Source organism: Collinsella sp. TF10-11AT (assembly GCF_003437565.1).
Classification (GTDB): Bacteria; Actinomycetota; Coriobacteriia; order Coriobacteriales; family Coriobacteriaceae; genus Collinsella.
Genome location: NZ_QSQW01000003.1, coordinates 120,559 through 146,020 on the forward strand (window position 1 = coordinate 120,559; position 25,462 = coordinate 146,020).

21 protein-coding genes, 4 tRNA genes and 1 pseudogene are annotated in these 25,462 nt (G+C 58.0%); 8 read left to right on the forward strand and 18 right to left on the reverse strand.

Features of this window, described 5'->3' with window-relative positions; translation table 11 throughout:
• Positions 1-71 precede the first annotated feature (71 nt).
• The 8 genes from DXC99_RS03295 to DXC99_RS03330 all read left to right on the forward strand — a co-directional run bounded on the left by DXC99_RS03295 (position 72) and on the right by DXC99_RS03330 (position 8,551).
• Complete coding sequence (locus tag DXC99_RS03295; protein WP_117629248.1) at positions 72-1,052, forward strand: ABC transporter substrate-binding protein; 981 nt, start codon at positions 72-74, stop codon at positions 1,050-1,052.
• A gap of 203 nt (positions 1,053-1,255) precedes the next feature.
• Entirely contained in the window at positions 1,256-2,179 is a 924-nt protein-coding gene (locus DXC99_RS03300) for an ABC transporter permease (protein WP_006234992.1), read from the forward strand.
• Positions 2,172-2,966 (forward strand): ABC transporter ATP-binding protein, encoded by a 795-nt coding sequence (locus DXC99_RS03305; RefSeq protein WP_055250279.1) that lies wholly within the window; start codon positions 2,172-2,174, stop codon positions 2,964-2,966. The genes DXC99_RS03300 and DXC99_RS03305 overlap by 8 nt, the downstream gene beginning before the upstream one ends.
• A 192-nt stretch (positions 2,967-3,158) precedes the next feature.
• Positions 3,159-3,926: a mechanosensitive ion channel family protein gene (locus tag DXC99_RS03310; RefSeq protein ID WP_089572515.1), complete on the forward strand. Its 768-nt coding sequence runs from the start codon at positions 3,159-3,161 to the stop codon at positions 3,924-3,926.
• Between the two features lie 94 nt (positions 3,927-4,020).
• Positions 4,021-5,940 (forward strand): BMP family ABC transporter substrate-binding protein, encoded by a 1,920-nt coding sequence (locus tag DXC99_RS03315; protein ID WP_117583097.1) that lies wholly within the window; start codon positions 4,021-4,023, stop codon positions 5,938-5,940.
• Complete coding sequence (locus DXC99_RS03320) at positions 5,937-6,647, forward strand: metallophosphoesterase (RefSeq protein WP_117583098.1); 711 nt, start codon at positions 5,937-5,939, stop codon at positions 6,645-6,647. The genes DXC99_RS03315 and DXC99_RS03320 overlap by 4 nt, the downstream gene beginning before the upstream one ends.
• Before the next feature lie 232 nt (positions 6,648-6,879).
• Positions 6,880-7,440, forward strand: coding sequence for an RNA polymerase sigma factor (locus tag DXC99_RS03325; protein ID WP_117583099.1), 561 nt, complete (start codon positions 6,880-6,882; stop codon positions 7,438-7,440).
• Positions 7,421-8,551, forward strand: coding sequence for a DUF4179 domain-containing protein (locus DXC99_RS03330; protein ID WP_117583100.1), 1,131 nt, complete (start codon positions 7,421-7,423; stop codon positions 8,549-8,551). Before DXC99_RS03325 ends, DXC99_RS03330 begins: the two co-directional genes overlap by 20 nt.
• 351 nt (positions 8,552-8,902) lie before the next feature.
• Here the strand turns inward: DXC99_RS03330 and DXC99_RS03335 are convergent, their stop codons facing one another.
• The 18 genes and pseudogenes from DXC99_RS03335 to DXC99_RS03415 form a co-directional block, all read right to left on the reverse strand.
• Positions 8,903-9,568, reverse strand: a complete 666-nt coding sequence (locus tag DXC99_RS03335) for an isocitrate/isopropylmalate family dehydrogenase (protein ID WP_226790685.1) — start codon at positions 9,566-9,568, stop codon at positions 8,903-8,905.
• Positions 9,477-10,196 (reverse strand): annotated as a pseudogene (locus DXC99_RS03340) (hypothetical protein). Before DXC99_RS03340 ends, DXC99_RS03335 begins: the two are co-directional and overlap by 92 nt.
• A 312-nt stretch (positions 10,197-10,508) precedes the next feature.
• Positions 10,509-11,216 (reverse strand): 50S ribosomal protein L1, encoded by a 708-nt coding sequence (gene rplA / locus DXC99_RS03345; RefSeq protein WP_022093892.1) that lies wholly within the window; start codon positions 11,214-11,216, stop codon positions 10,509-10,511.
• Positions 11,217-11,333: 117 nt separating this feature from the next.
• Positions 11,334-11,762 (reverse strand): 50S ribosomal protein L11, encoded by a 429-nt coding sequence (gene rplK / locus DXC99_RS03350; protein WP_022093893.1) that lies wholly within the window; start codon positions 11,760-11,762, stop codon positions 11,334-11,336.
• 120 nt (positions 11,763-11,882) lie between these two features.
• Positions 11,883-12,419 carry a transcription termination/antitermination protein NusG gene (gene nusG / locus DXC99_RS03355; RefSeq protein ID WP_099432095.1) on the reverse strand — a complete coding sequence of 179 codons (537 nt, stop codon included), beginning with the start codon at positions 12,417-12,419 and terminating at the stop codon, positions 11,883-11,885.
• A 3-nt stretch (positions 12,420-12,422) separates the two neighbouring features.
• Positions 12,423-12,761 (reverse strand): preprotein translocase subunit SecE, encoded by a 339-nt coding sequence (gene secE / locus DXC99_RS03360; protein WP_117583102.1) that lies wholly within the window; start codon positions 12,759-12,761, stop codon positions 12,423-12,425.
• A 76-nt stretch (positions 12,762-12,837) separates the two neighbouring features.
• Positions 12,838-12,913: transfer RNA gene (locus tag DXC99_RS03365), tRNA-Trp, on the reverse strand.
• A gap of 13 nt (positions 12,914-12,926) precedes the next feature.
• Positions 12,927-13,076, reverse strand: a complete 150-nt coding sequence (rpmG, locus tag DXC99_RS03370; RefSeq protein ID WP_022093895.1) for a 50S ribosomal protein L33 — start codon at positions 13,074-13,076, stop codon at positions 12,927-12,929.
• Between the two features lie 279 nt (positions 13,077-13,355).
• Positions 13,356-14,546: an elongation factor Tu gene (tuf, locus tag DXC99_RS03375; protein WP_117563790.1), complete on the reverse strand. Its 1,191-nt coding sequence runs from the start codon at positions 14,544-14,546 to the stop codon at positions 13,356-13,358.
• Positions 14,547-14,642: 96 nt separating this feature from the next.
• Positions 14,643-14,719 (reverse strand) — tRNA-Met (locus tag DXC99_RS03380).
• Positions 14,720-14,722: 3 nt separating this feature from the next.
• Positions 14,723-14,798: transfer RNA gene (locus DXC99_RS03385), tRNA-Thr, on the reverse strand.
• A 10-nt stretch (positions 14,799-14,808) separates the two neighbouring features.
• A tRNA-Tyr gene (locus DXC99_RS03390) sits at positions 14,809-14,890 on the reverse strand.
• A 781-nt stretch (positions 14,891-15,671) separates the two neighbouring features.
• On the reverse strand, positions 15,672-16,256 hold the full coding sequence (locus DXC99_RS03395; protein ID WP_117583103.1) for a hypothetical protein: 585 nt from the start codon (positions 16,254-16,256) through the stop codon (positions 15,672-15,674).
• Positions 16,257-16,293: 37 nt separating this feature from the next.
• Complete coding sequence (locus DXC99_RS10610) at positions 16,294-17,271, reverse strand: hypothetical protein (protein ID WP_369831448.1); 978 nt, start codon at positions 17,269-17,271, stop codon at positions 16,294-16,296.
• A gap of 626 nt (positions 17,272-17,897) precedes the next feature.
• Complete coding sequence (locus tag DXC99_RS10405) at positions 17,898-19,445, reverse strand: DEAD/DEAH box helicase family protein (RefSeq protein WP_199408857.1); 1,548 nt, start codon at positions 19,443-19,445, stop codon at positions 17,898-17,900.
• Positions 19,446-19,454: 9 nt separating this feature from the next.
• Positions 19,455-21,416: a site-specific DNA-methyltransferase gene (locus tag DXC99_RS03405; RefSeq protein ID WP_117583105.1), complete on the reverse strand. Its 1,962-nt coding sequence runs from the start codon at positions 21,414-21,416 to the stop codon at positions 19,455-19,457.
• Between the two features lie 5 nt (positions 21,417-21,421).
• Positions 21,422-22,018 carry a DUF4391 domain-containing protein gene (locus tag DXC99_RS03410; protein WP_117583106.1) on the reverse strand — a complete coding sequence of 199 codons (597 nt, stop codon included), beginning with the start codon at positions 22,016-22,018 and terminating at the stop codon, positions 21,422-21,424.
• On the reverse strand, positions 22,012-25,239 hold the full coding sequence (locus tag DXC99_RS03415) for a helicase-related protein (RefSeq protein WP_199408858.1): 3,228 nt from the start codon (positions 25,237-25,239) through the stop codon (positions 22,012-22,014). Before DXC99_RS03415 ends, DXC99_RS03410 begins: the two co-directional genes overlap by 7 nt.
• Between the last annotated feature and the right edge of the window lie 223 nt (positions 25,240-25,462).

Genomic DNA, 25,462 nt, shown 5'->3' on the forward strand with positions numbered 1-25,462 from the left:
GCTACTATAGTTCCACTTGCACTTTGTCCCAGTGCAGTGTTTCCAGCCATTTTTATACTGGGGGTAATGATATGAAGGACATCACCATCAGCCGCAGGAGCCTTCTGGTCTCCGCCGGTCTGCTCGCGCTCGCCCCGCTCGCCGGATGCGGCGGCAACTCTGGTTCCGGCTCTGCTGCCGCCGGTTCCGACTACACCATCGGCGTTCTGCAACTCACCGAGCACTCCGCACTCGATGCCGCCAACGACGGCTTTGTCAAGGCCATCAAGGAGAGCGGCCTTAAGGTCAAGATCGACCAGAAGAACGCCCAGAACGACCAGTCCACGTGTAAGTCCATTGCCGACAAGTTTGTGGGCGACAACGTCAACCTGATTTATGCCATCGCCACGCCCGCCGCGCAGGCTGCCGCCGGCGCCACGGCCGATATCCCCATCGTGGGCTGTGCCATCACCGACTACGCCGCCTCCGGCCTGGTCCAGGACAACGACAAGCCCGGCACCAACGTCACGGGCGCTTCCGACCTCACCCCAGTCGCCGAGCAGCTCGAGATGATGCAGAAGGTCCTGCCCGACGTTAAAAAGGTCGGCCTGCTCTACTGCACCGCCGAGTCCAACTCCGACGTCCAGATCAAAGCCGCCAAGAAGGAGCTCAACAAGCTGGGCCTCGAGTACACCGATTTCACCGTCTCGAGCTCCAACGAGATCCAGTCCGTCGTCGAGTCCGCCGTGGGCAAGGTCGACGCGCTCTACTCCCCCACCGACAACACCATCGCCGCGGGCGCTTCGCAGGTCGGTCAGATCTGCAAGGAGAACAAGCTCCCCTTCGTGACTGGCGAGGAGGGTATGTGCATGGCCGGCGGCCTGTTCACCCTCTCCATCAACTATGAGGACCTGGGCTACGCCGCGGGCGAGATGGCCGTTAAGATCCTGAAGGGCGAGGCCAAGCCCGAAGACATGCCGATCAAGCACCTCTCGAGCAAGAACCTGGTCGTCGTCAAGAACGACGAGATGGCCGAGGCGTTGGGCATCGACCTTTCCGCCCTGGACGAGTAGCACCATGCGCCGTAACGCATCTAGGGTTCGTTCTCGCCCATAGCTGCGTTATTCAATATCTGAGCCATTGGGGCGAACGTCATAGACCGGCGTTCGCCCTGCTTGTTTCAGATATAACAAAACGTTTGCCTGCCGTTCTTATATTCATTGTTACCGCTATTATGGAACATCACGTGTCCACCCTATCCTAGGAGGTATGAAGCATGCTCATTGCATTGCAGGGCGCCGTTTCGCAGGGCGTCCTCTGGGGCATTATGGTGCTTGGCGTGTTTATCACGTTCCGCCTGCTCGACATCCCCGATATGACCTGCGACGGCAGCTTTGCCCTCGGCGGCTGCGTCTGCGCCGTACTCATCGTCAATAACAACGTCGACCCGCTGCTCGCCGTGCTGGCCGGTATGTGCGCCGGCGCCATCGCGGGCGCCGTCACGGGCATTCTGACCACCGTCTTTGAGATTCCCGCGATCCTCGCCGGAATCCTCACCCAGATCAGCCTGTGGTCCATCAACCTACGCATCATGGGCAAGTCCAATACGCCCATTCTTGCCAAGGGCACCGTGTTCTCGGCCGTCAGCAATATGACCGGTCTGCCGCAGTCCACCGTTGCCATCATCTTGGGCATCCTGCTCGCCGTGGCTATCGTTGCCATCCTGTATTGGTTCTTTGGCACCGAGATCGGCTCGGCGCTGCGCGCCACCGGCAACAACGAGTACATGATCCGCGCCCTGGGCGTCAACACCAACTCCACCAAGATGATCGCCCTCGTGCTCTCCAACGCCCTCATCGGCCTTTCGGGCGCGCTCATCTGCCAGAGCCAGAAGTATGCCGACATTGGTATGGGCACCGGTGCCATCGTTATCGGTCTTGCCGCCATTGTTATCGGTGAGGTGCTCGGCCGTCTGCTGCCCGGCGGCCTCACGCAGTTTAGCGTCCGTCTTGCCTCCGCCGTCTTTGGCTCCGTGGTGTACTTCCTTATCCGCGCCATCGTGCTGCAGTTGGGCATGGACGCCAACGACATGAAGCTGCTCTCCGCTGTGATTGTCGCTGTGGCTCTGTGCGTGCCCGTGGTTTGGGAGCGTTATAAGCTCCGCAGCTCCTACACGAAGGGGGATGAGGCAGATGCTTAAGCTCTCGCACGTCAAGAAGACCTTTAACAAGGGCACCGTCACCGAAAAGCGCGCGCTCACCGGCGTCGACCTCACCCTGAATGACGGCGACTTTGTAACCGTGATCGGCGGCAACGGCGCCGGCAAGTCCACGCTGCTCAACATGATCGCCGGCGTGTACCCGCTCGATTCGGGCGTTATTGAGCTCGACGGCACCGATATCTCGCGCCTGAGCGAGTCGCAGCGCGCCAAGTACCTGGGCCGCGTGTTTCAGGACCCCATGCGCGGTACCGCTGCCGACATGCAAATCGCCGAGAACCTGGCCCTCGCCAAGCGTCGCGGCCAGCGTCGCGGCCTTTCGTGGGGCGTCACCAAGGCCGAGAAAGATGAGTACGTTGAGCTACTCAAGCGCCTGGACCTTGGTCTGGACACGCGTCTCAACGCCAAGGTCGGCCTGCTCTCGGGCGGCCAACGCCAGGCGCTCACCCTGCTGATGGCCACGCTCACCAGGCCGCGCCTGCTGCTGCTCGACGAGCACACCGCGGCCCTCGACCCCAAGACGGCCTCTAAGGTGCTCAACCTGACCGAGGAGATCGTCGACGAGAACCACCTGACCACGCTCATGGTCACGCACAACATGAACGACGCTATCCGTCTGGGCAACCGTCTGATCATGATGCACGAAGGCCACGTGATCTACGACGTGGCCGGTGACGAGAAGAAGTCGCTCACCGTGGCCGACCTGCTGCAGAAGTTCGAGGAGGTCTCGGGCGGCGAGCTCGCCAACGACCGCATGCTGCTAAGCTAAACCTACCAAAAAGGGACAGGTTTATTTTGGCAGGTTTTATCTGCGCAAACGTCAAAACCGCCGCAAAGGGACAGACGCCCTTGCGGCGGTTTTCGCTAACCCCCATATCGAGCACAGAAGCCCGTCCGAATTTGATCGGACGGGCTTCTTGATGGGTATCATGGTTGGACGATCATTAGGAGGTTTCTCTACATGGAATTGTTTGAGCCGATTCTTCATTTCTTTGCACAACGATGGGTCCACAACATTATCTGGGCAGGTATCTTGGCCATCGGCACCGCCGTTGCCGCCAAGGTCGCGTCCAAGACCCTGTACCACCTGCTCAACCGCGACGATAACCCACTCCCTTCATCAAGCATCTTCATCAACATCGCGCGCGCCGTCATTTGGATGATCGGCGGCAGCTTTATCCTCGACAACTGCTTTGGCATTAATGCAAACGCCCTCGTCGCCGCTCTTGGCGTCGGCGGCATCGCCATCTCGCTCGGCTTTCAGGACACGCTGTCAAACCTTATCGGTGGCATGCAGGTGACCTTTATGGGCATCATCAAACCCGGCGACAATATCGAGGTCGGCGGCGTGACGGGCGTGGTCCAAGATATCACCTGGCGCCATACGACCATCGAGGACGCCTGCGGGCAGACCATCATCGTCCCCAACTCAAATATCTCCAAGAACACGCTCGTGCACCTCATGCCCTTTGGGCGCGTTGCCGTGCCCGTTGCCGTAAAGGACACGTCCAAGTGGGCCTCGTTGGACGCGCTGGCAGATGAGCTTACCGACGCCACCAAGGCCGCGGTGCTTCCCATCTCTGGCTTTGACAAGGAGCCCTACGTGCTCTTTAGCGAGATCGGCGACTTTGGCGTCAAGGGCAAAATCATCTTTATCGTCAGCGACGACAGCACCACTTTCACGGCAGCCGACGCTTGCATCCGCGCCATCGCCCCCATCATCGCCTAAAACCACCGCAAAGGGGACAGGCACCATTGTGGTGGTTTCGCATCGTGGTACCATGGTTCATATCGTTGTTTAAACGACTAAGGGAGTAGACACCATGGAAGAGGCCTATCGTCAAGCGCGCAAGCGCGGCGAACAGGGACGCCGTCGCGCCATCAGCCAAAGCGAGCATCCATATCTTACGGACCTCGACAGCTTGGTCGCCCAGCTTCCCTGCGGGCAGCGCGAGAACATCGGCCTGCGGGACATTCCGCTCGAAATGGTCGTCGGCACGGTTACCAAAGGTCGCCAGTCCGCCTTTTCGTGTAACTTTATGCCGCTGCTCCCCTGGAATACCGAATTCGCCCGCAAATGGTCCAACCTCTACGATATCCAAATCTCCGAGGGCTACCGCGACCCCATCATCGTCACCGAGTTCATGCACCGCTTTTACGTCCAAGAGGGCAACAAGCGTGTCAGCGTCCTCAAATTCCTTGACGCTCCGACGGTTTCGGCCAAGGTGACGCGTCTGTACCCCGGTAAGTGGGATTCCGTCGAGAGCCGCCTGTACGGTGAGTTTTGCGCCTTTTGGTACGTATGCCCCCTGTACGAGATTGAGTTTTCGCGCGAGGGCGGCTACGAGATGCTTGCCAAAATGCTCGGCCAAGATCTTGTCGAAAAATGGCCTCAAAAGAAGGTCGACTACCTACGTCACACCTTCCTGCTCTTTAAGCGCGCCTATCTTCGCGCGGGCGGCGACCACTTGGACATTACGCCTGCCGATGCCATGCTCGTCTACCTCAACGTCTACAACCAGGACCGTCTGCTGGATACGCCGACGGATATCGTCGTCAACCGTCTGTGCAAGATTTGGCGCGAGCTTGTCATTGCCGGCAAAAGCGACGAGGACAAAGTCGATCTTGTCGAAGCGCCGCAGCCCAACGAGAAAGAGGGCGCACCGACAAAAGCTACCTCGGGCGTGCTCAACTTCTTTATGAGCAAGACCGTCTACTCCACTGCCAATCCCATGCGAATCGCCTTTATCCACGAGTTTCCCTGTGCCACGTCGAGCTGGGACAGCCTACACGACCAGGGCCGCCGGTATCTTGATGAGCACTTTGGCGGCATCGTGCGCACCGAGGCGTTCGAGGACTGCCACGATTCGGACGTGTTCTACGCCGCCGTCGAGACAGCCGTAAAGCACGGGGCGAACGTCATCTTCTCGACCTCACACCGGCTCATGGAATACACGCTCAGGGCGTCAGTCGAGTATCCCCAGGTGCGGTTCCTTAACTGCTCAATCGGCCTTCCCCACCAAAGCGTCCGCTCGTACTTTGGAAAGATGTACGAGGCCAAGTTCCTACTGGGCGCCCTTGCCGCCAGCATGGCGGACAACCACCGCATTGGCTACCACGCGTCGGTCTTCGCCTCGGGCGCGCTCAGCGAGATCAACGCCTTTGCGATTGGCGCCTCGCTGCTCGACCCCCGCGCGCAAATTATCCTGACCTGGGGCGATGTGCCCGCCGGAGGCCTTGCCGAGGCCATGTGCCGCGAGGGCGTGAGCGTCATGACCGGCGCTGACATGTCAAAGTCGCTCGAAGACCCTACGGCCTACGGACTTCACCGCCTGGTCGATGGCAAGGTCGCCGGCATCGCCATGCCGGTATGGAACTGGGGCCGATACTACGAGCTTATCGTGCGAAGTCTGCTGCACGGCACCTGGGATGAGACCAGTGACAACAGCCAGGTTCGCGCCGTCAACTACTGGTATGGTATGAGCTCGGGCGTCATCGACATTCGCTACGCTCCGGGCCTGCCCTATCAGACGCGTAAGCTTGTTCAGCTGCTCCGCAATGGCATCGTCGAGGGCTCCATCAATCCATTTGGCGGCGAGCTCCATAGCCAAGACGGCGTGGTGCAGATCGAGGGCTTTCCCCCGCTGCCGAGCACGCAAATCGTCGAGATGGACTGGCTGGCTGACAACGTTATAGGCTCGATTCCGCAGCTCGATAACGAGCCGGAGGTCCGTGCCCTATGAATATCCTAGCCATTGCCGATGTAGAGGAGCGCTGCCTGTGGGAATGTTTTCGCAAGGAGCGCTTTGAGGACGTTGACCTGATTCTATCCGCAGGCGACCTGGATCCGGACTATCTTGAGTTTTTGGTCACTGTCATCAACAAACCGCTTGTGTACGTTCGTGGCAACCACGACGACCGCTACGCGCGCCATGCACCGGGCGGGTGCATTTGTGTTGAGGACAGCGTATATGTGTACCGAGGTATTCGCATTGCGGGTCTGGGCGGTTCCATGCGCTACCGCGACGGCGCGAACATGTATACCGAGCGCGAGATGGCAAAACGCATGCGCAAGCTATCGCGAAAAATCGCACTGGTAGACGGATGCGATATTCTACTTACCCATGCACCCGTCGCAGGCATGGGCGACCTGGACGACCTGCCGCATCGAGGGTTTGAGTGCTTTAACACAGCGCTTGAGTCCTGGGGGGCCGACTACATGGTGCACGGGCATGTGCACCAATGCTATGGTCGCGACTTTCAGCGTGAGCGCCAGCATGCATGCGGGACAACAATCATCAACGCGTGCGGCTATACGCAGTTTGAGCTGGATGAAGCGCGCTACCCCATCCGTGGCTGGCAGGCAGCCTGGCTCAACTCGCAAACCATGCGCCGCGAGCTCAAACGCCACGAAGCAATCGAGTCTTCAACCGCCAGAACCCCCTGGTAACTGCCAACAACCACCACGAAGGGGATAGGCACCTTTATGGTGGTTTTGCTGACTCGTCCGACCTGTCCATCACGGTGCTTGTGTAATTAACGAGAACACTCATTGTTTTGTAAGGACGGCGCTCACGTGCCGTCTTTTTTTGTCAACTTATGCAGTCTCGACCGTGTTGTATGTAGAGGGACCTCGCGAGACGCCTTCCCTATATCCACCACGACCAATTGGAGGTGACACTATGCCTGCACGCCGTAACCGCAATAGCACGCTCCGATGCGATGCCGATCAGATCGAGCGGGAAGCAAAGCGCTTGGTCGACACGTATTCCGACCTCATCCTTCGATTGTGCTATTCGGCCCTTGGATCCGCTGACGACGCTCAAGACATCTGCCAGGACACGCTGATCAAGATTCTCCAACGCACTCAACCGTTCGACTCGCTCGAACACGAACGTGCTTGGGTGATCCGAGTCGCACTGAACGCATGTCGCGATATCGGCCGTACGCACGCGAATCACCCGGTTGTCGACCTCGATTCGCTCCCCGATTTCTGCGCACCCGTAACACATACCGAGCAAGAATTCGCGCAACGCGACTGCGCCATTCTTTCCGCTGTCACGGCCCTGCCTCAAGCACAGCGCATCGCCATCTTTTTGCACTACTACGCAGGCATGAGCATCAGGGAAATCGCAGACGCCGTTCACGCGACGCCAGCTGCAACCGCCCAGCACCTTAGCCGCGGACGTGCGTCACTTCGGCTTTCCTTGAAAGGAGACCACAATGACTACGAATTCGAATGACTATCGCCACGCCCTGGAGCACATTTCGTTTACCGATAATGCGAAGCAGCACATGGCAAACTCGATTGCTCAGTCCGTCGCCTCGAGCGATGCGGCGACCGCTCAAAGCAACTTTAATGGCACGCGACGCAAGCCGCGCATCGCCCGCCATCCCGTAAGAACAGTCGCTCGCATTGCCGCTGTAACGGCAGTCCTCGCTATCGTCATTGGAGGCGCTGGCACGGCTATGGCAACAGGCGTCCTGCCGCTTCCTTCTGACATGCTTTCCGACATCTTTGACGGACCTGCTTCTCAAACCGAGATCATCGACCGTATTGGCCGGCCCGTCGGTGCTAGCTGCTCCAACAACGGAGTCACCGTGACCGCCGACGCCATCATGGGCGACAAGGATATGGTTACCATCGCCTATACGCTTACGTTCGACGATCCCGCTGCCCTGAAAAAGCTTTCCGAGCCGGGCGAGAACGGAACTATCGCCGGAAGTGTCGATGGAAACGTATACGTTGATGGCGAGCATGGCGGCCAAGGCCAATCATGGCTCATTGACAAGAACCCCAATGACTCCAGCATTCAATACTTTGCACAGTTCAGCGTTGAATCACCCGGCCTTATGGGCAGGACCGTCCGCACGCATATCAACTCTCTCGTTGTGCCACGTGCTGGCAAAGAGCTTCCCGAGTATAAGAAAATACTTACGGGCCCATGGGATCTTAAGTTCCAGCTGAATTACGAAGATACATCCGTTACGATTCCCGCGCCCAAATCGGTCAACTTTAACGGCACCAAGGCGACGATTCAAGAGGCCACCGTATCCTGCGTTGGCGTTTCAGTCCGCTACAACATAGATCGTTCCATCGAACACGACAACAACAGCGGCAAGATGTCTCAAAACATGGAGGAGTCTATGGATGCCGTTGGCAACATACCCCTCATCGTGACGTTCAAAGACGGTCATGTTGAGGACGCAACCAGCTACAGCGGCTATTTCGCAAATAAACTGGATAACGGCACCACTGATGTCCACAAGACCTGGCCGTTCTCGCAAGTTTGTGACACAGACAAGATTGCAAGCGTACAAATTGGCGATACGGTCATTCCCATGAATTCGTAACGCTACGCGGCTCGTATATGCACCCGGTTCCGCACTTCGCGTCTAAAGATGCGCTGTCATCGAGCAGCGTGAGCGCAAGGCCGCCCGTATGGTCGGCTGGGAACACCTCGTTGCGCTAAAAACCACCACGAAGGGGACCGGCACCTTTGTGGTGGTTTTGCTGACTCGTCCGACCTGTCCCAACGGTTTGTCTCAATCTGTAACAGGTAGGGCCCAAATAATCGGTTAGCTGTTACAGATCGAGACAGACCACGGATGCTCGGCCGAAAATCTCAATCTGTAACAGGTAGGAACGATTTTGCCCCTTAGATGTTACAGATTGAGATATTTGACAGCTTGAATCGGCATCGCCTACAGCGCGGCGACGACCTTGTCGCCCATCGTCGTGGTGCCGAGGATCTTATCTGCCGGGGTGTTGACATCGGCGATGTCACGGGTGCGCCAGCCCTCGTCGAGCACGCGCGCCACGGCGCTCTCGATCCACGCGGCTTGCTCGCCCATGTCGAGCGCGTAGGTCAGCAGCATCGCCACCGACAAGATTTGAGCCAGCGGATTGGCCACGCCGAGCCCCGCGATGTCAGGAGCGCTGCCAGCGCTCGGCCCAAACAGCGATACGCCATCATCCAGCGAGGCAGAGGCAAGCATACCGAGCGATCCGGTAATCTGAGCCGCCTCATCGGACAGGATGTCGCCGAACATGTTCTCCGTCACCACGACGTCAAAGTCTGCCGGTCGACTGATGAGCTGCATGGCGGCGTTGTCGACGAGCAGGTCCTCAAGCTCCACGTCGGAGTACTCCTCGTCTTGCACGCGATGCACGATCTCGCGCCACATGCGGCTCGTCTCCAGCACGTTGCGCTTATCAACGCTCGTCACCTTGCCGCGACGTTTGCGCGCCGCCTCAAATGCCTGGCGCGCAATGCGCTCAATCTCGTACTCGCGATACTCCATCACGTCGACCGCACGCTGACCGGCCGCACCCGCAGCGCCCGCGCAGGTCACGGATGCGGGCGCCAAAGTCCCACGGCATGTTGTAGCCCATCGTATCGGGGATGTTCACGACCGTGGCACCGGCCTTTACGGCCGCCTCGATAATGCGCACCAGAAACTCCTGATCGGAGCGGCCGGCATCCTCGGCATAAAACTCAACATCGTCAACGAACTTGCGAGCATGTTTGACGGCATGGATCGCTCACTCAATTGCCCTTTCCTCAGTCATATGGAGCTTGTCGCGCAGGTGACTGGTGCTCACACCCAGCCCTGTATGGATACGGGGCCTCTGGGCCGTTTTGAGCGCCTCTGCAGCCACTTCGATATCCCTGTCGACAGCGCGCGTCAGGCCGCATACCGTGCATCGGTCGCCCGCAATCTTGCCAATCTCCTGTACGGAGCGAAAGTCACCAGGACTCGAGATGGGAAAGCCCGCCTCGATAACGTCCACGTTCATGCGCACCAGCTGGCGGGCGATGAAGAGCTTTTCCTCGGTATTCATGCTGGCGCCCGGCGACTGCTCACCGTCGCACAGGGTGGCGTCAAAGATTGTGATTTTGCGGCTTATATGTTCCTCCTGATTGACCGTTTTATGACAGATGGCTTTCAGGAGAGAGAGAAGGCCTAGAGATAGAAAAATACCCATGTCGCTCATCACGCCTGAAAGCGGCAGACGATAGCGCACCCGGGTACAACAAATCGTTATAGCGAGATTACAACCCTAGCGCGCTATCCAATCTAGTAGCGCTAGGCCTAGGAGCTGTTGCGTGTTCTTAAACATGTTGGGCTCCCTTCGGCCTCGGGTAGAACTACATCGCGCTAAAGTACAACACAAGTAAAACCACCACAAGGGTGTCTGTCCCCTTCGTGGTGGTTTCGTTGACTCAAAAGCAAGAAACCCCGTCCCGCGCGAGGCAGAACCGGGTTTCTTTAGCAATGCTTGCTTTGTTCAGGCAGTAACTAGCAGTTACTCAGCCAGGAAGTCACGCTGGACAGCGGGATCGACCTTGACGCCAGGGCCCATGGTGGAAGACACGGAGATGGACTTGACGTACTTGCCCTTAGCAGAAGAGGGCTTGACACGCAGGATCTCGGTGTACAGGGCGGCGTAGTTCTCGACGAGCTGCTGCTCAGAGAAGGACTTCTTGCCCAGGGGCACGTGGCAGATGCCGTAACGGTCGGCACGATACTCAACGCGGCCGGCCTTGAGCTCGGAGACCATCTTGGCGACGTCCATGGTCACGGTGCCGAGCTTGGGGTTCGGCATGAGGCCACGGGGACCAAGAATCTTACCGATGCGGCCAACCTTGGCCATCATGTTCGGCGTGGCGATAGCGGCGTCGAAATTGATCTCGCCCTTCTGGATCTGGGCGACGAGCTCGTCGGAACCGATGATGTCGGCGCCGGCAGCCTCGGCCTCGCGGGCCTTCTCGCCCTCGGCGAAGACGGCAACACGAACGGTCTTGCCGGTGCCGTGGGGCAGGGAGATGGAACCACGGATGTTCTGGTCAGCCTTACGAGTATCGATGCCCAGACGGAAGTGGGCCTCGACGGTCTCGTCGAACTTGGCGGTATCAAGCTCCTTGATGAGCTTGGCAGCCTGAAGGGGGGTGTAGAGCGTGGCGCGGTCGATCTTCTCGGCAGCGGCGTTATAGCTCTTACCATGCTTAGCCATGTGCATTACCTCCTGTGGTTAAACGGGCGTGAGCCCTCCCACATCGTATCGTGTGCCCTATTGCACACATATAACGGGCGCCCCGGTCGGAGCACCCGTCATTACCTAAAGAAATCGCTACTCAGCGATGGTGACGCCCATGGAGCGGGCGGTACCGGCGATGATCTTCTTGGCGGCATCAATGTCGTTGGCATTGAGGTCCGGCATCTTGATCTCGGCGATCTTGGTGAGCTGCTCCTGGGAGAGCTGACCAACCTTGTCGGCCTGGGGCTTAGCGGAACCAGACTTAAGGTTCAGCTCCTTCTTGATGAGGTGAGCCGCCGGCGGGGTCTTGGTGATGAAGGAGAAGGACTTATCCTCGTAGACAGAGATCTCAACGGGGATGATGTCGCCCTTCTTGTCCTGCGTCTCGGCGTTAAAGGCCTGGCAGAACTGCATGATGTTCACGCCAGCAGCGCCCAGGGCGGGACCGACGGGAGGAGCGGGGTTAGCTGCTCCAGCAGGAATCTGGAGCTTAATGACGTTGGCAACCTTCTTCTCAGCCATGGTCATTCCTTTCGAATCACGAGTGTGAAGTACTTGCTATATCGTAAGCACGCACGTGTTAGAAGCACTCCTGAGATGAGCAGTCACAGAAGAAGCACGCTCGCGCGAACGGACGAAAACTTAAGCGATGACAGCGACCTGGTTAAAGTCGAGCTCGACCGGCGTCTCGCGGCCAAAGATCATCAGCGTGACCTTGAGCTTGCCAGCCTCGGTGTTAACCTCGGAGACCTTGCCATCAAAGTCGGTAAGCGGGCCATCGGTGACGCGGACGGACGTGCCGACCTCAATATCAACCGAGGTGCGCTTGGGCGAATCGCCCTTACCGGGACGACGAGTCATCTTGTTGTACTCGTCGCGAGAAAGCGGAGCGGGCTTGCCGTTGCCGCCCAGGAAACCGGTGACGCCAGGCGTGTTACGAACGCACGTCCAAGCATCGTCATCCATCTCCATGCGGACCAGGACATAACCCGGGAAAATCTTGGAATCCTTGGTCTCACGCTTGCCACCCTCTTTAATCTCGGTGACGCGCTCCATAGGAATCTCGATATCAAAGATACGGTCCTGCATGCCCATAGTCTCGATGCGATGCTCGAGATCGGACTTAACACGGTTCTCGTATCCAGAGTAAGTGTGAACGACGTACCAACGCTTAGACATGGTTTAGCCCCTCAATCCAGAGAACAGAGCAAGAGCCTCGCCAAAGCCAGCATCGAGCAGAGCGATGACGACGCCGACGACGATCAGAGAAGCGCAAACGACGACCGAGTAGTTCACGAGCTCCTTCTTATCGGGCCACGTGACACGCTTCATCTCGGACTTGACCGAAGCGAAATACTTCTTGGTGCGGGCGAAGAAACCAGGCTTCTCGTTCTTCTTGGACTTCGCAGCCTTCTCGTTCTTCTTGGCAACGGCCTTCTTGGCCTCAACCTTGGAGTTGGCGGCAGCGTTGTTGGCAGGTGCCGGCTGCTGAGCCTTCTTCTTGTTCTTCTTGTTGGCCATTTGGGTTACCTCCGCGCAATGCGCTTATACATGAGTAAACCGTAAGCCCCCAATTGGGAGCTTACGGAATAATGACTGGCACGCCAGGAAGGACTCGAACCCTCAACACTCGGTTTTGGAGACCGATGCTCTACCAATTGAACTACTGGCGTATGTGACTAGAGACTAGCGAGTCTCTTTGTGCAGCGTGTGGTGACGGCACCAGGGGCAATACTTCTTGATCTCCATACGATCAGGCATGGTCGACTTGTTCTTGGTGGTCGTATAGTTGCGGCGCTTGCACTCAGTGCACGCAAGAGTAACTAGAGTACGCATGTATCCTGAACCTTTCATTTCCGCCCCGTACGGGCACGAGTTGTTACTTTATCAGCTCCACGTAAGTGCTGTCAATGAAAACCTCGAGTCAATTGGTTCTCGGTGGATCCATTCATATTTGGAACACATCAATGAAGCCATCGAGAGCTAATCGACGGTGCATCCAGGACCATTATCAATCCTCTCGACACCAGCAACGGCTCAATATCCATCGCAGAAAAGAACCCGGCACCCATATAAGTGCCGGGTTCTCTAAGTCAGCTATATCAAAGAGCTAATTTACTCAATGATCGTGGAGACGATGCCCGAACCGACGGTGTGGCCACCCTCGCGGATAGCGAAGCGCAGGCCCTCCTCCATGGCGATCGGGTGGATGAGGTCGCCCTCGATGGTGATGTGGTCACCAGGCATAGCCATCTCGGTGCCCTCGGGGAGCTTGACCGTACCGGTAACGTCGGTGGTACGGAAGTAGAACTGAGGACGATAACCATCGAAGAACGGGGTGTGACGGCCGCCCTCCTCCTTGGTCAGAACGTAGATCTCGCCGGTGAACTTGGTGTGCGGGGTAACCGAACCGGGCTTGCAGAGAACCTGGCCGCGCTCGATGTCCTCGCGCTTGATGCCGCGGAGCAGCAGACCGACGTTGTCGCCAGCCTCGCAGAAGTCCATGGACTTACGGAACATCTCGATACCGGTAACAACGGTGTTCTGGGTATCCTTGATGCCGACGATCTCGACGGGCTCGTTGAGCTTGAGCTCACCGCGCTCGACACGGCCGGTAGCAACGGTACCACGGCCGGAGATGGTCATAACGTCCTCAACGGCCATCAGGAACGGGAGGTCGTTGTTACGAGCAGGCGTCGGGATGTACTCGTCGACAGCGTTCATGAGCTCGCGAATGGCGTCCATCCACTTGGCGTCGCCCTCGAGAGCGCCCAGAGCGGAACCACGGATGACGGGGATGTCGTCGCCGGGGAAATCGTACTCGGAGAGAAGCTCACGGGTCTCCATCTCGACGAGGTCGATGAGCTCGTCATCGTCAACCATGTCGCACTTGTTCAGGAAGACGACGATGTAGGGAACGCCGACCTGACGGGCGAGCAGGATGTGCTCGCGAGTCTGAGCCATGGGGCCGTCGGTAGCGGCGATGACCAGGATAGCGCCGTCCATCTGAGCAGCACCGGAAATCATGTTCTTGACGTAGTCAGCGTGGCCCGGGCAGTCAACGTGAGCGTAGTGACGGGCAGCAGTCTCGTACTCGACGTGGGAGACGGAGATCGTAATGCCGCGCTCGCGCTCCTCGGGAGCCTTGTCGATGTTCTCGAACGCAGTGAAGTCAGCCTTGCAGCCCTCGGTCTCGGAGAGAACCTTGGTGATGGCAGCGGTCAGCGTGGTCTTGCCGTGGTCGACGTGACCAATGGTGCCGATGTTAACATGCGGCTTAGTGCGCTCAAACTTCTCTTTGGCCATAAAGCCCTCCTCTTAACAGGTCGTCCCCGGACGGGACTTTGCCTTTATACCATAGTGGCCTCTCAACATACTATTGAGAAGCCACCGTGTTACCTATGGTAGCGGTGACTGGATTCGAACCAGTGACGCCACGGGTATGAACCGTGTGCTCTAACCAACTGAGCTACACCGCCGGATGGAGCCTGCAACCAGACTTGAACTGGTGACCTCTTCGTTACCAACGAAGTGCTCTACCGACTGAGCTATACAGGCACTTGACGGGTGGGAGCTATAGGATTCGAACCTATGTAGGCAGAGCCAACGGGTTTACAGCCCGTCCCCATTAACCACTCGGGCAAACTCCCAATCGTTCAAGTATCCGCAGGTTCTTTGGTCTTTTGGACCGCCGCCCCCGCGAACGAAAAAGATAATACGATGCAACCTTGGGGGCTGTCAACGAAAACCTCTAGATACACGGTTCCGGGCGTATCTATATACCTTTGACCTGCGGTTTTGTTGAGTTTAGATATGAAGGACGGTGGATTTACATGTAGCGGTGACATTTCCCGAGGGAACACTTTGTCACGGTGGAGTGAGCCTACAGGATATTACTTCGGTAACGACTCATTTGCACCTATATATAGGTCGAGATCGGGCTTCCGCGGCAGATTCGGGTGTGGATGGTTAAGGCCGGTCCGGCCTTTGTCTCGATCTGTAACATCTAGAGAACATTTTCTCCCCTATCTGTTACAGATTGAGATATTACGCAGAGACCCCAGCTCGCGTCTCATCCTGTAACAGTAAGAACGGTTTTCCGCCCCTTCGTGTTACAGATGGAGACATTTCTCAGCTAACCCGACTCTATATCTCAATCTGTAACATCTACGCCAGTATTCTGCTTCTACCTGTTACAGATTGAGACAAATGGGCAGGGCCCATTCTTTCATCTCGATCCGTAACAGGTGGGAGCGAATTGGTCGCCTTGGTGTTACAGATGTAGATGAACCAAAGACGGGATGGACGACTAGTCCGAAGGCGCATCGACCTAAAAGAAACAGGCCCGAGCCTTGAACATACCGAACTTGAGTCTCGAATCGACGACTGGCAGACCGCTGCGCAGGCAAACAAATTCCCGAGCGATAAGATTCACCAGCGACGCCATTTTGATTTGACCGGCAGCAGATCTTCAACGAACCGACCGGTCCATTCATTTGGCTCCAATCCGCGAATCTCGAAGATAGCCTCGAAATCCTCCTTGCTGAGACGATGGCCAAAACGTGTATTCAACCACATCTCGGATTCTGCCCGCCAGTTTTTTTCGCGAGCCGGAGTCATCGAGCGAACAATCTGGGAAGACACGTCGGCCCACTCTCCATCGTCATCCTCATATCGCTCTCTACCGAGAATGCTTTCGACCTGGGGGTCGAGCATGCCGAAGAGACTCGAAATGTCACGTCGCCCGCTCGGCCGCTTGACGGGAACAGGGATAACATCCTCGGCAAAAAGCTCATCAAGCGGAATATCGACCCCATCCCAGCCGAGACCGATAAAAGGGCGCTTCGAGATATCATCTGGGTCCGAGAAGCGGATATGCAGGCACTCAGTCTCGAGGACCCAATTGCCCACCAAGACAAGCTTCCCGTAATGTGGCATCGGAGAATCCAGCCACGCCACCGCGTAACGTCGTTCTTCGGTCGACGGAAACTGATCGATATCGATAATTGTCGGCATCTCAACGCCCCAATCAGAAAGCAACTGGAATCTGGGGCTACTCCGTTCCCTGGATCACGGTCAGCAAATCCTCATAGCTGTGCACCACGTCATAACGCACGTCCTCGTCCGAGAACTCATTGAAGAGCTTGCGGGCGCAGGCGATCTTTCCGCGCTCGATATCGCGCAGCGTGAGGCTGTCCATGCTGCCCTTGGTCTCCGCGACGAAGAACACGTGGCGCACGCTCCCCTTCTCGAACGCGATGGCCCAGTCGGGCGCGTAGTTGCCCACCGGCGTCGGAATCTTGAAAGACCGTGGGAGCTTGGCGTAGACCGCGACCTTGCCCTCTGCAGAGTCGAGATCTCGTGCGAAATCGCGCTCACCCTCGGAATCCCAGAACACGTAGTCCTGGATGCAGCGGCTCGTCTCCAGCGCACGGCCGACGTTCTCGGGCATGCGCTCGGCAAAGATGGTGGAATCGTACCGCTCGTCAAGCTTGTGGTACGCAATGTGGTCGACCACCATCGTCGCCTTCTCGGCAAGGATGCAACGGGAGACCTTGGCGATAAACTCCTCGGGGTTATCGCGGAACATGCGGAACTTGACGGGGGCGATGCCCTTCAGGATCGCCGCTGCGCTTCTGCGCGTAATGCGCGCAGCGGTCGCGACTTCGCCCAGCAGGTCGTACGTCACGCCAGAGGCGTCCTCGCCCACCTCGTAGTCGCGCCTCGTGGTATCGCCGAACGATTCGCCGCGCTCAAGATTCTCCCGCGTCTGGGTCGAGCGCTGCGCGGCGGTCGTCATGACGTAGGACGCCTTGGCCACAAACAGTTCGCGGTTAATGCGGTCGATCGCCTTGGCGCGCAACTCCTCATCATCGAAATCGACGGTGTAGGAATGTTTGGAGTTGATCTTGTTCCACAGCTCCTGGAACTCCGCCCGCGCGAAGTTGGCGTTGAGCGGGTTTTCGCGAACCTTGGGCTCGTTGCCGTTACGGATGTAGTCGTCGAGCGCATGCTCGTCGTAGACGCTCATCACCAGCGCTTCGATATCCTTGCGATAGGCATAGAGATGCTCGGGCAAGTCGTCATCGGTAACGGACGTGAGCCCCGATTCCTTGAACTTTTGCGTGGGCACGCCCTCGCGATCGATGAGGCCGTGCTGTACGAGCGCGAAGTAGACATCGTGCGCGTCTTCCTGCGTGAGCGCATAAGTCTTCTCCTCGTCCGCCTGAACGGCAAAGCCCTTGAGGAACTCCTCCGTGACCGCCTTGGGACGCTCACGCAGGGCATCGTTGATGTCCTTCTGCAGGGACTTCGTGAAGTCGCTGTAGCTCTCGCTGGCGATGACGGTGAGCGTGTTGACGCGCTGCACCTCCTGCTCGCCCAGCGCCTCCAGGTCCTGTCGCTCGCCCTCCCGGTTCACGCACAGGCGCAGGCCGCGGCCCACCTCCTGGCGCTTACCGGTCTCGGAGTCGGAATGCTTGAGCGTGCAAATCTGGAACACGTTGGGGTTGTCCCAGCCCTCGCGCAGGGCGGAGTGGCTAAAGATAAAGCGCGTGGGCTCATCGAACGACAGCAAGCGCTCCTTGTCCTTGAGGATGAGATCGTAGGCGCTCTCGTCATCGGACTCATCGCTGTTGCGCTTGAGCTTGGAGTCGATCAGGCGACGACTCCTCTTGTCAATGGAGAAGTATCCCTTATGGGTCTCATGTGCATCGATGCCGCGCAGCCATTCCAGATAGCGACGGCGCGCCTTCCCGAGACCCGCATCGAGCGAGGCGTCAAGGTTCTGCTGCCCGCGGCCGTACTCGTCGATGGCGCGCGCGTACTCCTCCTCAAAGATTCGGCCGTACTCGCCCAGGCCCTCCTCGCCGTCATCATCGTAGACACGGTACTTGGCGACCTCGTCGATAAAGAAGAGCGACAGGCACTTGATGCCGCGCGCGAACAGCGCCTCCTCCTTCTCCAGATGGCTTTTGATGGTCTCGCGGATCTGCACTCGGCGCATGTCGCGATCGGAAGAATCGCCGTAAACGTCGCCGCGGCAGAGCTCGATGCCGTTGAGGAACTTGACGTAGCCCAGCTGAACATCGCTGTCCGGGACGATCTCGGACACGGTGAACCCGTCGCGGTACGCCTCGAGCTCGCCGGACGCGGGATAGATGTCGTCCTGCTCGTAGAAGCCCTGCGCACGTTTGGAGATGGACCCCGAGGCGTTGAGTTTCTTGAACTCGATGACCGCCTGGGCGGCTTATTCTTGGAAATCTTGATGTCCTGAAGATACAGGTAGCCGTCGGTTCCGCGCATGTTCTTGAGTTCGAAGCCCTTGACCTCGATGCGCTTGACCAGGCGCTGGTTGAATGCGTCAAGCGCATCCAGCACGTAAACGGCATCATGGGTAACCTTGTGGGTGGCGGAATAGTTGAGACACGCGATGGGACGGAAACGGGCGATGCCGGCCTGGGTGGCATTGCCGCCCATCTTCTGCGGCTCGTCCAGGATGACGATGGGGTTGTTGGCGGCGATCACGTCGATGGGGCGACGGCTCGCGAACTCATCGCGCTCGGAATACATGATACGGGCCTCCTTGGAGCGCCCGCCCTCCTTCATGGACGTATTGAACGCCTGCATGTTGATGACCATGACGTTGATATCGGAACTCGCCGAGAACCGGTCGATGTCGCCCAGGCGAGCGCTGTTGTAGACAAAGTAGCGGATGGCCTTGCCGTACTGCTCAAAAAAGTGCTGCTCGGTATTCTTGAGAGACTTGTAGACGCCCTCGCGAATGGCAACGGACGGCACCACGATGATGAACTTGGTCCAGCCATAGAGACGGTTGAGCTCGAGCATGGTCTTGGTATAGACGTAGGTCTTGCCCGTGCCCGTCTCCATCTCCACGTCAAGGTTTACCGGAGCGGGACCAGTGGCAAGCGACGAAGACTCGACGATCCGATTGCGGCGCTGTACCTTGTGAATGTTCTCGAGCAACGTGGCGGACCCAAGGGCGATGGGGGCATTCGCGTAGCCTTCAGATGCCTGGACCTGCGTCTCAAAGCCCGGCAGCGCCTCGGTGCCGTCGCCGTCCGCCGCGCGACCAAGGTCGCGCAGATAGGGCGAGGCGCCAGAGTTAGGCTGACCGGCGAAGACATCGGTCACCGCACGAGCAGCCTCAGTCTGATAAGGCTGGATTTTAAACTTGAACTGCATCCGGATCTCCTAGATCACCTTACGGATGGTGTCGGGACTGAAGGTTTTGAAGAGCTCCTCGAGGTTTGCCACGGCGGCATCGTTGGAAAAGCATGCGTCGCGGAAGACGGCGTAGAGCGGGCGCTCCTTGGCGATGGCCTCCAATGCCACGGTATCGACATCCTCGTCAAAACAGGCGATAAGCTGGCCGCCGTTGACGTCGAAGCACGCCTTGCCGCCGATTTCGCGCTCGACGATCTTCGCGGAGTACTCGATGCGAAACGCCGGCAGGACCTGGAAGAGGAGGTCAAGCGGCAGGGCGTCCTCAGCGGAGTTGTCGGTGAAGAGGTCGAGCGCGGCTTGCTCGTACTGCCCCGGCGCGGCGTACTCGTCCTTGAAGCAGGACTCATCCACGCGCAGCACACGGAAGCCGATGTCGGGCACGGGCTTGGGCTCGGCGCCAAGCTCAAGCTGCCTGCTGGCCTCATCGACCTCGGCCCTGATCTTCTCGCCTGCGCGGCGGATGCGCTCCTCGCCGACGTTACAGATCGTGGTGTAACCTTCCTTTCCTGCTTCGGTTGCTTCATCAACAACCTCCGGAAGCTGGACCATAATGAACCGACGCTTGCCACCGTCAGCAGCGTTCAAAGACATGACGGCATCGGCCATAGTCGCTGAACCAGAAAAGAAGTCCATTACCAAGGAGTCTTTTGAAGAGCCGATTTCAAGAATGCGGTTCATGAGAGCAGGGGGCTTGGGAAAGCTCATAACGTTCGATCCAAATAGCTCTTTAATTCGCTTCTTTCCATAGTCGTTGTTAAACTCCGCATCAGCCTGAAGTGACTTTGCCATCGTGAAGGCGGCAGAACCTTCCTCAAGATAATCCTTACGATACACACGCCACTCATTACCACACGGTTCGCCGAATAAATAGTTATTCTCTGATTGAATTTTCGATTTTGACCAAGTCCAACAAGTTGGAGTTCCGTCTGCGGCAAGCGGGAGACGTTCTACTGAGTGAGCTTCATCTTTCTCAAGGGCAACCGAGCCATCAGCCGGGGATATCCATAAAGGAAAGTAGAGGTTTGGACGTGTTTGCGGATTAAAGCTTTGATTTCGATTTCTTAAACCAATTGCCCTATATGAGCCCTTGTCATCTTTTCGGTCGTACTCAGACAACATCCTGGAATCTTTGGGGATTAGGTTTAGCGAGTTTCCACATGTATAGTTTTTGACCCAGATAAGGACCGGCTCGATTGTTTTAGCAATATAACGGTCAAGATTTCTACCACGAGGATTGACCTGCACATACAGCTTTCCCACATAATTGCCCGAGCCGAACAGTTCGTTACCTATCTTAAGCAGATTTTGCTCCTCGTTGTCATCAATCGAGATGAAGATCGCGCCATCATCGCTCAGCAGGTCCCTGGCCAGCATCAACCTGGGGTACATCATTGAGCACCAGTCGGAGTGGAAGCGGCCGTTTGACTCAGGGTTGGCCACCAGGCGGCCGCCCTCCTCGTCGTACTCGCCGCTCTCGGCATCGTATTCCGCGCGTGTCTTGGAGAAGTCGTCGTCGTAGACGAAGTCGTGGCCCGTGTTGTAGGGTGGGTCGATGTAGATCAGCTTCACCTTGCCGGCGTAGGTCTCGCGCATGATCTTGAGGGCCTCGAGGTTGTCACCCTCGATGTAGAGGTTCTCGGTGGTGTCCCAGTCCTTGGACTTCTCGGGGCAGGGGCGCATGGTCTTCTTGATGGGGCGGCGCGCTTCGAGCTTGGCCTCGCGCTTGCCGGGCCAGGTGAACTGGTAGCGTTCCCGCGGACCGTCAACGACCTCGCCGGAGAGGTCATCGCGCAGGGCATCGAAATCGACGGCAAGCGTGACCTTGCCGTCTGCGTCCATAGCTTCGGTCACCGCATCGGGGAAGAGCGCAGCGATCTTGGCGATGTTCTCCTGCGTGAGGTCGGGAGTCTCCTGACTGATCTTATCCATGACTGCTACTCCTCCTCAAGCCGTCTAAGCTCGGCCTGTTTCCGTTTCATCTGTGCAAACAGCTCGTTCTTTCGAGCTATTTGACGTTCTCTGCGGACCTTGGTATCGAGCGCGAAGACCTCAGCGCGCAGCCCGTCTATTTTCTCACGGCGATCAATTCTCGCCCAGACGTCGTGACCATCGAATTCTCCCAAAGCGACTTGAGCGAGCATGGAATCCCACACCATGTCGAGGTCGAAACCGTTCAAGGCAAGACGCTCGATATCCCGTGTCTCCAGCAGACGGCCCTCCTCGCAAATCGCGATATCGCCGGATCCGCTGTCGACAATCACTGCCTTGTTGGGCGTCGCGTTGCTCACCAGGCGCACGGCGCGCTCGGGCACCCGCTCGCCTTTGGGATCGATCCTTAGCACGAGTATCTCGTGCACCGCCTTGCCGTCGGCGATATTGGTCGTTGCCGGTTTGATGGAGTTTGCGACGACAATCGCCGCCACGCCGCCCGTAAGGTCGCGCCGGGTGGCGGCATCGACGTCCATGTGGCGGTAGAAGGCCTCTTTGGGCAGACGCCTGCCCACCTCGGTTGTTGCCGGAAGTCCTAGCATGGTTTTTTCACCACCAGGAAGCACACCAGCTCAAAGTCGTCGATACCCTCGATGTCGTTTTCCAAAAAGCCGGTCGTCCCGCCGCTGAAAAAGCTGTCGATATCGGACTCGTTTTTGCCCTCGACGATGGAGCCGATCGCACTTGCCAGCAGATCTGTTTGGGCGGCCATGTCGCGCCCGTCTTCGGTCTGGGCATTGTAGGCACGGCACAGGTCTTCGACCGGCTCCTTGACGCCTCGGCAGATTCGCCTCATCTCGTCCAGGATGTCCTTGGGCGTGGCGTAGCCATGCAGAATCGACCCATCCTCGCCAACGTACACCAGGTAGAAGGGGTGGATGGGATTGCCGGAAAGGCGATCGATGTTGCCGTTCGCGTTGCGCAGCACAAATATCGTGCCCGGCTCTTCGCCGGCGGCGACCGCCTCGATGCCGTATGGGACGTTTTCGATATCGGGATGCTCCTTCCGGTACTCGACCAAGTCCATACGGAAGTCGTTGAGGCCGAGGTCGGTGATGGAGATACCACTCTGCGCGTCCTCAAGGTCGACGACCTCGTCCTTCATGCGCTCGAGCTGCTGGCGACGGTATTCCAGGTCGCCCTTCTCGTCCTCGTTGATGTAGTCGTCGTCGCCCGTCGACGCCATAACCAACGCATGCATCTTGTTCTCCACGCGCGCCTTGAGGTTGATGTACTCGTCGAGCTCAACATCGGGCCAGAAGTTGATGAGCTGGATGCAGGCGTTCTTGGAGCCGATGCGGTCGACACGGCCAAAGCGCTGCACGATGCGCACCGGGTTCCAGTGGATGTCGTAGTTGATGACGCAGTCGCAGTCCTGCAGGTTCTGGCCCTCGGAGATGCAGTCGGTCGCGATGAGCACGTCGATGTCCTTGCCCTTGAGCCTCGGATACGCGACGTCGCGGTCCTTCGACACGGGACTGAAGCAGGTGATGACTTCGTTCATGTCGTTGCGGACGCCCTCGACCGAGCAGCGGGCGCTCTGCGAGCCGCCGGCGACCTCCGCCACCTCGAGCCCGTAGCGATCCTCGACATAGGCGCCGATGTTCTCGTAGAGGTAATCCGCCGTGTCCGCGAACGCCGTAAAGATCAGCAGCTTCTTGTTGCCCGGGTTTATGGGGTTCTCGACCTTGTCCGCAATAACGCGCCTGAGCTCGGCCAGTTTCGCGTCATGCTCGGCATCGATGGGAACGATGAGCTGGCGGATGTCCTCGAGCGCCTCGAGGTCCTTGAGCATATCGCGCTCCCAGCTGATCCAGTCCATGTCCTCGAGCGAGAACCTGCTCTTGGTGCCGACCGTGAAGTCGGTGTCCCCCTCCTCATACTCAAAGGTCTCGACGCCCTCGACCGACGCGCCGGACGCGCCGGCGCGATAGCCCTCAATAACCTTTAGATTGTGCCTAATGACCTCGATGATCTTGCCCAGCGTGATCTCAAAGGCGTAGACGGAGCTCTCCAGGCGCTTGAGCAGAATGGAGGACATGAGCTTGACCATTCCCTGCTCGCGGCCGCTGGTGGGAGGGCGACCATGCTCATCGGCGTACTTGGGCGCCGCGCTGGGATGGAGATAGACCGTGGGCAGGTAGACCGCGAGCGTGAGCGAGGCGAGTGTGTCGGCTATCTGCGAGTAGGTGCCCGCCTCGTCCGAGGTGGCCAGACTCGGCCGCAACGATACCGGCTTAAGCCTCTTGGGGAACGGGCCGATCGCGGATACATCGTAGTAGCGCTGCACATGTCTGCGCGAGCGCGCGACGGTAACGCGGTCGAGAATCTGGAAGAAGTTGAAGTCGAGCCGATCCGTCAGCGCCGTCGTGGTCCTATCGGCCGCGGGCAGCTCGGACCAGTCGCGAAACGCCCCCTGCGCATCGCGGAATACCTGATCGACCGGCTTGTCGAGTCCGAGCTTCTTCGACCACGCATCAGAATCGCCCTGATAGGCGAGCTTGAGCTGGTTGTGCAGATCGCGGAACCTGTTGTTGACGGGAGTGGCCGAAAGCATCAAGACCTTCGTCTCGACTCCGTCCTTGATGACCTTGTTGAGGAGCCTCTCAAAGCGATTGCCCTGCGTCTCGTCCTCGACCTTGGACGAGGTGTCTGCACCGTTGCGGAAGTTATGGGACTCGTCGATGACGACGAGATCGTAGGCGCCCCAGTTGAACTTCTCGAGGTCGTTGCCCTCGACCGTCAGTCCCTTGTCACGGGACAGATCGGTGTGGTAGAGCACGTCGTAGCGCAGGCGATCGGCGGCGATGGGGTTGTTGACGTAGTTCTTTTTGTATGTGAGCCAGTTGTCGGAAAGGCGCTTGGGGCAGAGCACGAGCACGTTGCGGTTGAGCAGCTCATAGTACTTAATGACCGCGAGGGCAGTGAACGTCTTGCCCAAGCCGACGCTGTCTGCGAGGATGCAGCCGTTGTAGGTCTGGAGCTTGTTGATAATGGCAAGCGCTGCGTCCTGCTGGAAATCGTAGAGCAGGTTCCAGACTTTGCTCTCCTTGAAGCCGGTCCCCTCTTTTGCAAGGTCATCCACCGAGACGTCCTCGAGGAACTCACTGAAGATACGGTAGAGCGCTGCGTAGTAGACCAGCTCGGGCGGGTTCTCGCGATACATTGTGGAGATGGAGTCGATTACCGCTTGGGTAACGTCCTCAAGCTCGCCCGAATCCCAGGCGGCATTGAACTGGCACAGGTACTGGCGCGCCATGTCCCCCGGGATACCCATAGTCATGGTGAGCTGCTTGCTGGGCGTTGTGCCCAGGGCGGACGTCGTCAGGCCCTCGATAGGCTGGAACGCCGCAGGCTCGGCACTGTCAACGACGAGATAGCCACCGGCCGCGCGATTGGCGTCCCGGTATGAGCGAAACTCTGCCTTCTGCCTGATCCACTCGGCACATTCGCGAGCGACGGCCTTCTGCCTGAGTTCGTTTTTGAGCTTGATCTCGAGGTCCGTGCCGCCGATGCTGCTCTCGCGGCCCATGCGCGGGATGTAGTATTCACGCTGCTCCTTTTGGGCCTTGACGGATAAGAACGTCGGCTCCGTATAGATAAATCGAAAGGAATCGCAAGACTCCAGCTGCTTCTTGAGCTCGCCATATCCATAAATCGAGAACAGTGCCGCGGCAACCGAAATACGGTCACCGTTATTGATTGCTTCAATAAGACCATCTTTAAGCAGCTCGTTTTGGTTATCAAAGCTCTTCAGGTTCATAAAACGCCTTTCGAATGCAGCGTCTGGGAACAAAATGCTCGGCGCCGCTTCTTGCATCGCTGTCGAGCCTTATCGGCACTTAAGCTATCAGTCTAAACCGAGACATGCAAAACGCCTTGCGGGGATGTCAATTATTCGGTCAGCGCGGTACCACAAGTATGGGGATTGGCGTGCGACTTTCATCTCAATCTGTAACACCTAGACCGATATCCCTCTCCTGTCT

What these genes read in the sequence shown, in the direction of transcription:
- DXC99_RS03295 (WP_117629248.1), top strand. Translation starts at nt 72, where the DNA reads ATGAAGGACATCACCATCAGCCGCAGGAGCCTTCTGGTCTCCGCCGGT.
- DXC99_RS03300 (WP_006234992.1), top strand. Translation starts at nt 1,256, where the DNA reads ATGCTCATTGCATTGCAGGGCGCCGTTTCGCAGGGCGTCCTCTGGGGC.
- DXC99_RS03305 (WP_055250279.1), top strand. Translation starts at nt 2,172, where the DNA reads ATGCTTAAGCTCTCGCACGTCAAGAAGACCTTTAACAAGGGCACCGTC.
- DXC99_RS03310 (WP_089572515.1), top strand. Translation starts at nt 3,159, where the DNA reads ATGGAATTGTTTGAGCCGATTCTTCATTTCTTTGCACAACGATGGGTC.
- DXC99_RS03315 (WP_117583097.1), top strand. Translation starts at nt 4,021, where the DNA reads ATGGAAGAGGCCTATCGTCAAGCGCGCAAGCGCGGCGAACAGGGACGC.
- DXC99_RS03320 (WP_117583098.1), top strand. Translation starts at nt 5,937, where the DNA reads ATGAATATCCTAGCCATTGCCGATGTAGAGGAGCGCTGCCTGTGGGAA.
- DXC99_RS03325 (WP_117583099.1), top strand. Translation starts at nt 6,880, where the DNA reads ATGCCTGCACGCCGTAACCGCAATAGCACGCTCCGATGCGATGCCGAT.
- DXC99_RS03330 (WP_117583100.1), top strand. Translation starts at nt 7,421, where the DNA reads ATGACTACGAATTCGAATGACTATCGCCACGCCCTGGAGCACATTTCG.
- rplA (WP_022093892.1), bottom strand. Translation starts at nt 11,216, where the DNA reads ATGGCTAAGCATGGTAAGAGCTATAACGCCGCTGCCGAGAAGATCGAC.
- rplK (WP_022093893.1), bottom strand. Translation starts at nt 11,762, where the DNA reads ATGGCTGAGAAGAAGGTTGCCAACGTCATTAAGCTCCAGATTCCTGCT.
- nusG (WP_099432095.1), bottom strand. Translation starts at nt 12,419, where the DNA reads ATGTCTAAGCGTTGGTACGTCGTTCACACTTACTCTGGATACGAGAAC.
- secE (WP_117583102.1), bottom strand. Translation starts at nt 12,761, where the DNA reads ATGGCCAACAAGAAGAACAAGAAGAAGGCTCAGCAGCCGGCACCTGCC.
- rpmG (WP_022093895.1), bottom strand. Translation starts at nt 13,076, where the DNA reads ATGCGTACTCTAGTTACTCTTGCGTGCACTGAGTGCAAGCGCCGCAAC.
- tuf (WP_117563790.1), bottom strand. Translation starts at nt 14,546, where the DNA reads ATGGCCAAAGAGAAGTTTGAGCGCACTAAGCCGCATGTTAACATCGGC.
- DXC99_RS03395 (WP_117583103.1), bottom strand. Translation starts at nt 16,256, where the DNA reads ATGCCGACAATTATCGATATCGATCAGTTTCCGTCGACCGAAGAACGA.
- DXC99_RS10610 (WP_369831448.1), bottom strand. Translation starts at nt 17,271, where the DNA reads ATGAGCGTCTACGACGAGCATGCGCTCGACGACTACATCCGTAACGGC.
- DXC99_RS10405 (WP_199408857.1), bottom strand. Translation starts at nt 19,445, where the DNA reads ATGCAGTTCAAGTTTAAAATCCAGCCTTATCAGACTGAGGCTGCTCGT.
- DXC99_RS03405 (WP_117583105.1), bottom strand. Translation starts at nt 21,416, where the DNA reads ATGGATAAGATCAGTCAGGAGACTCCCGACCTCACGCAGGAGAACATC.
- DXC99_RS03410 (WP_117583106.1), bottom strand. Translation starts at nt 22,018, where the DNA reads ATGCTAGGACTTCCGGCAACAACCGAGGTGGGCAGGCGTCTGCCCAAA.
- DXC99_RS03415 (WP_199408858.1), bottom strand. Translation starts at nt 25,239, where the DNA reads ATGAACCTGAAGAGCTTTGATAACCAAAACGAGCTGCTTAAAGATGGT.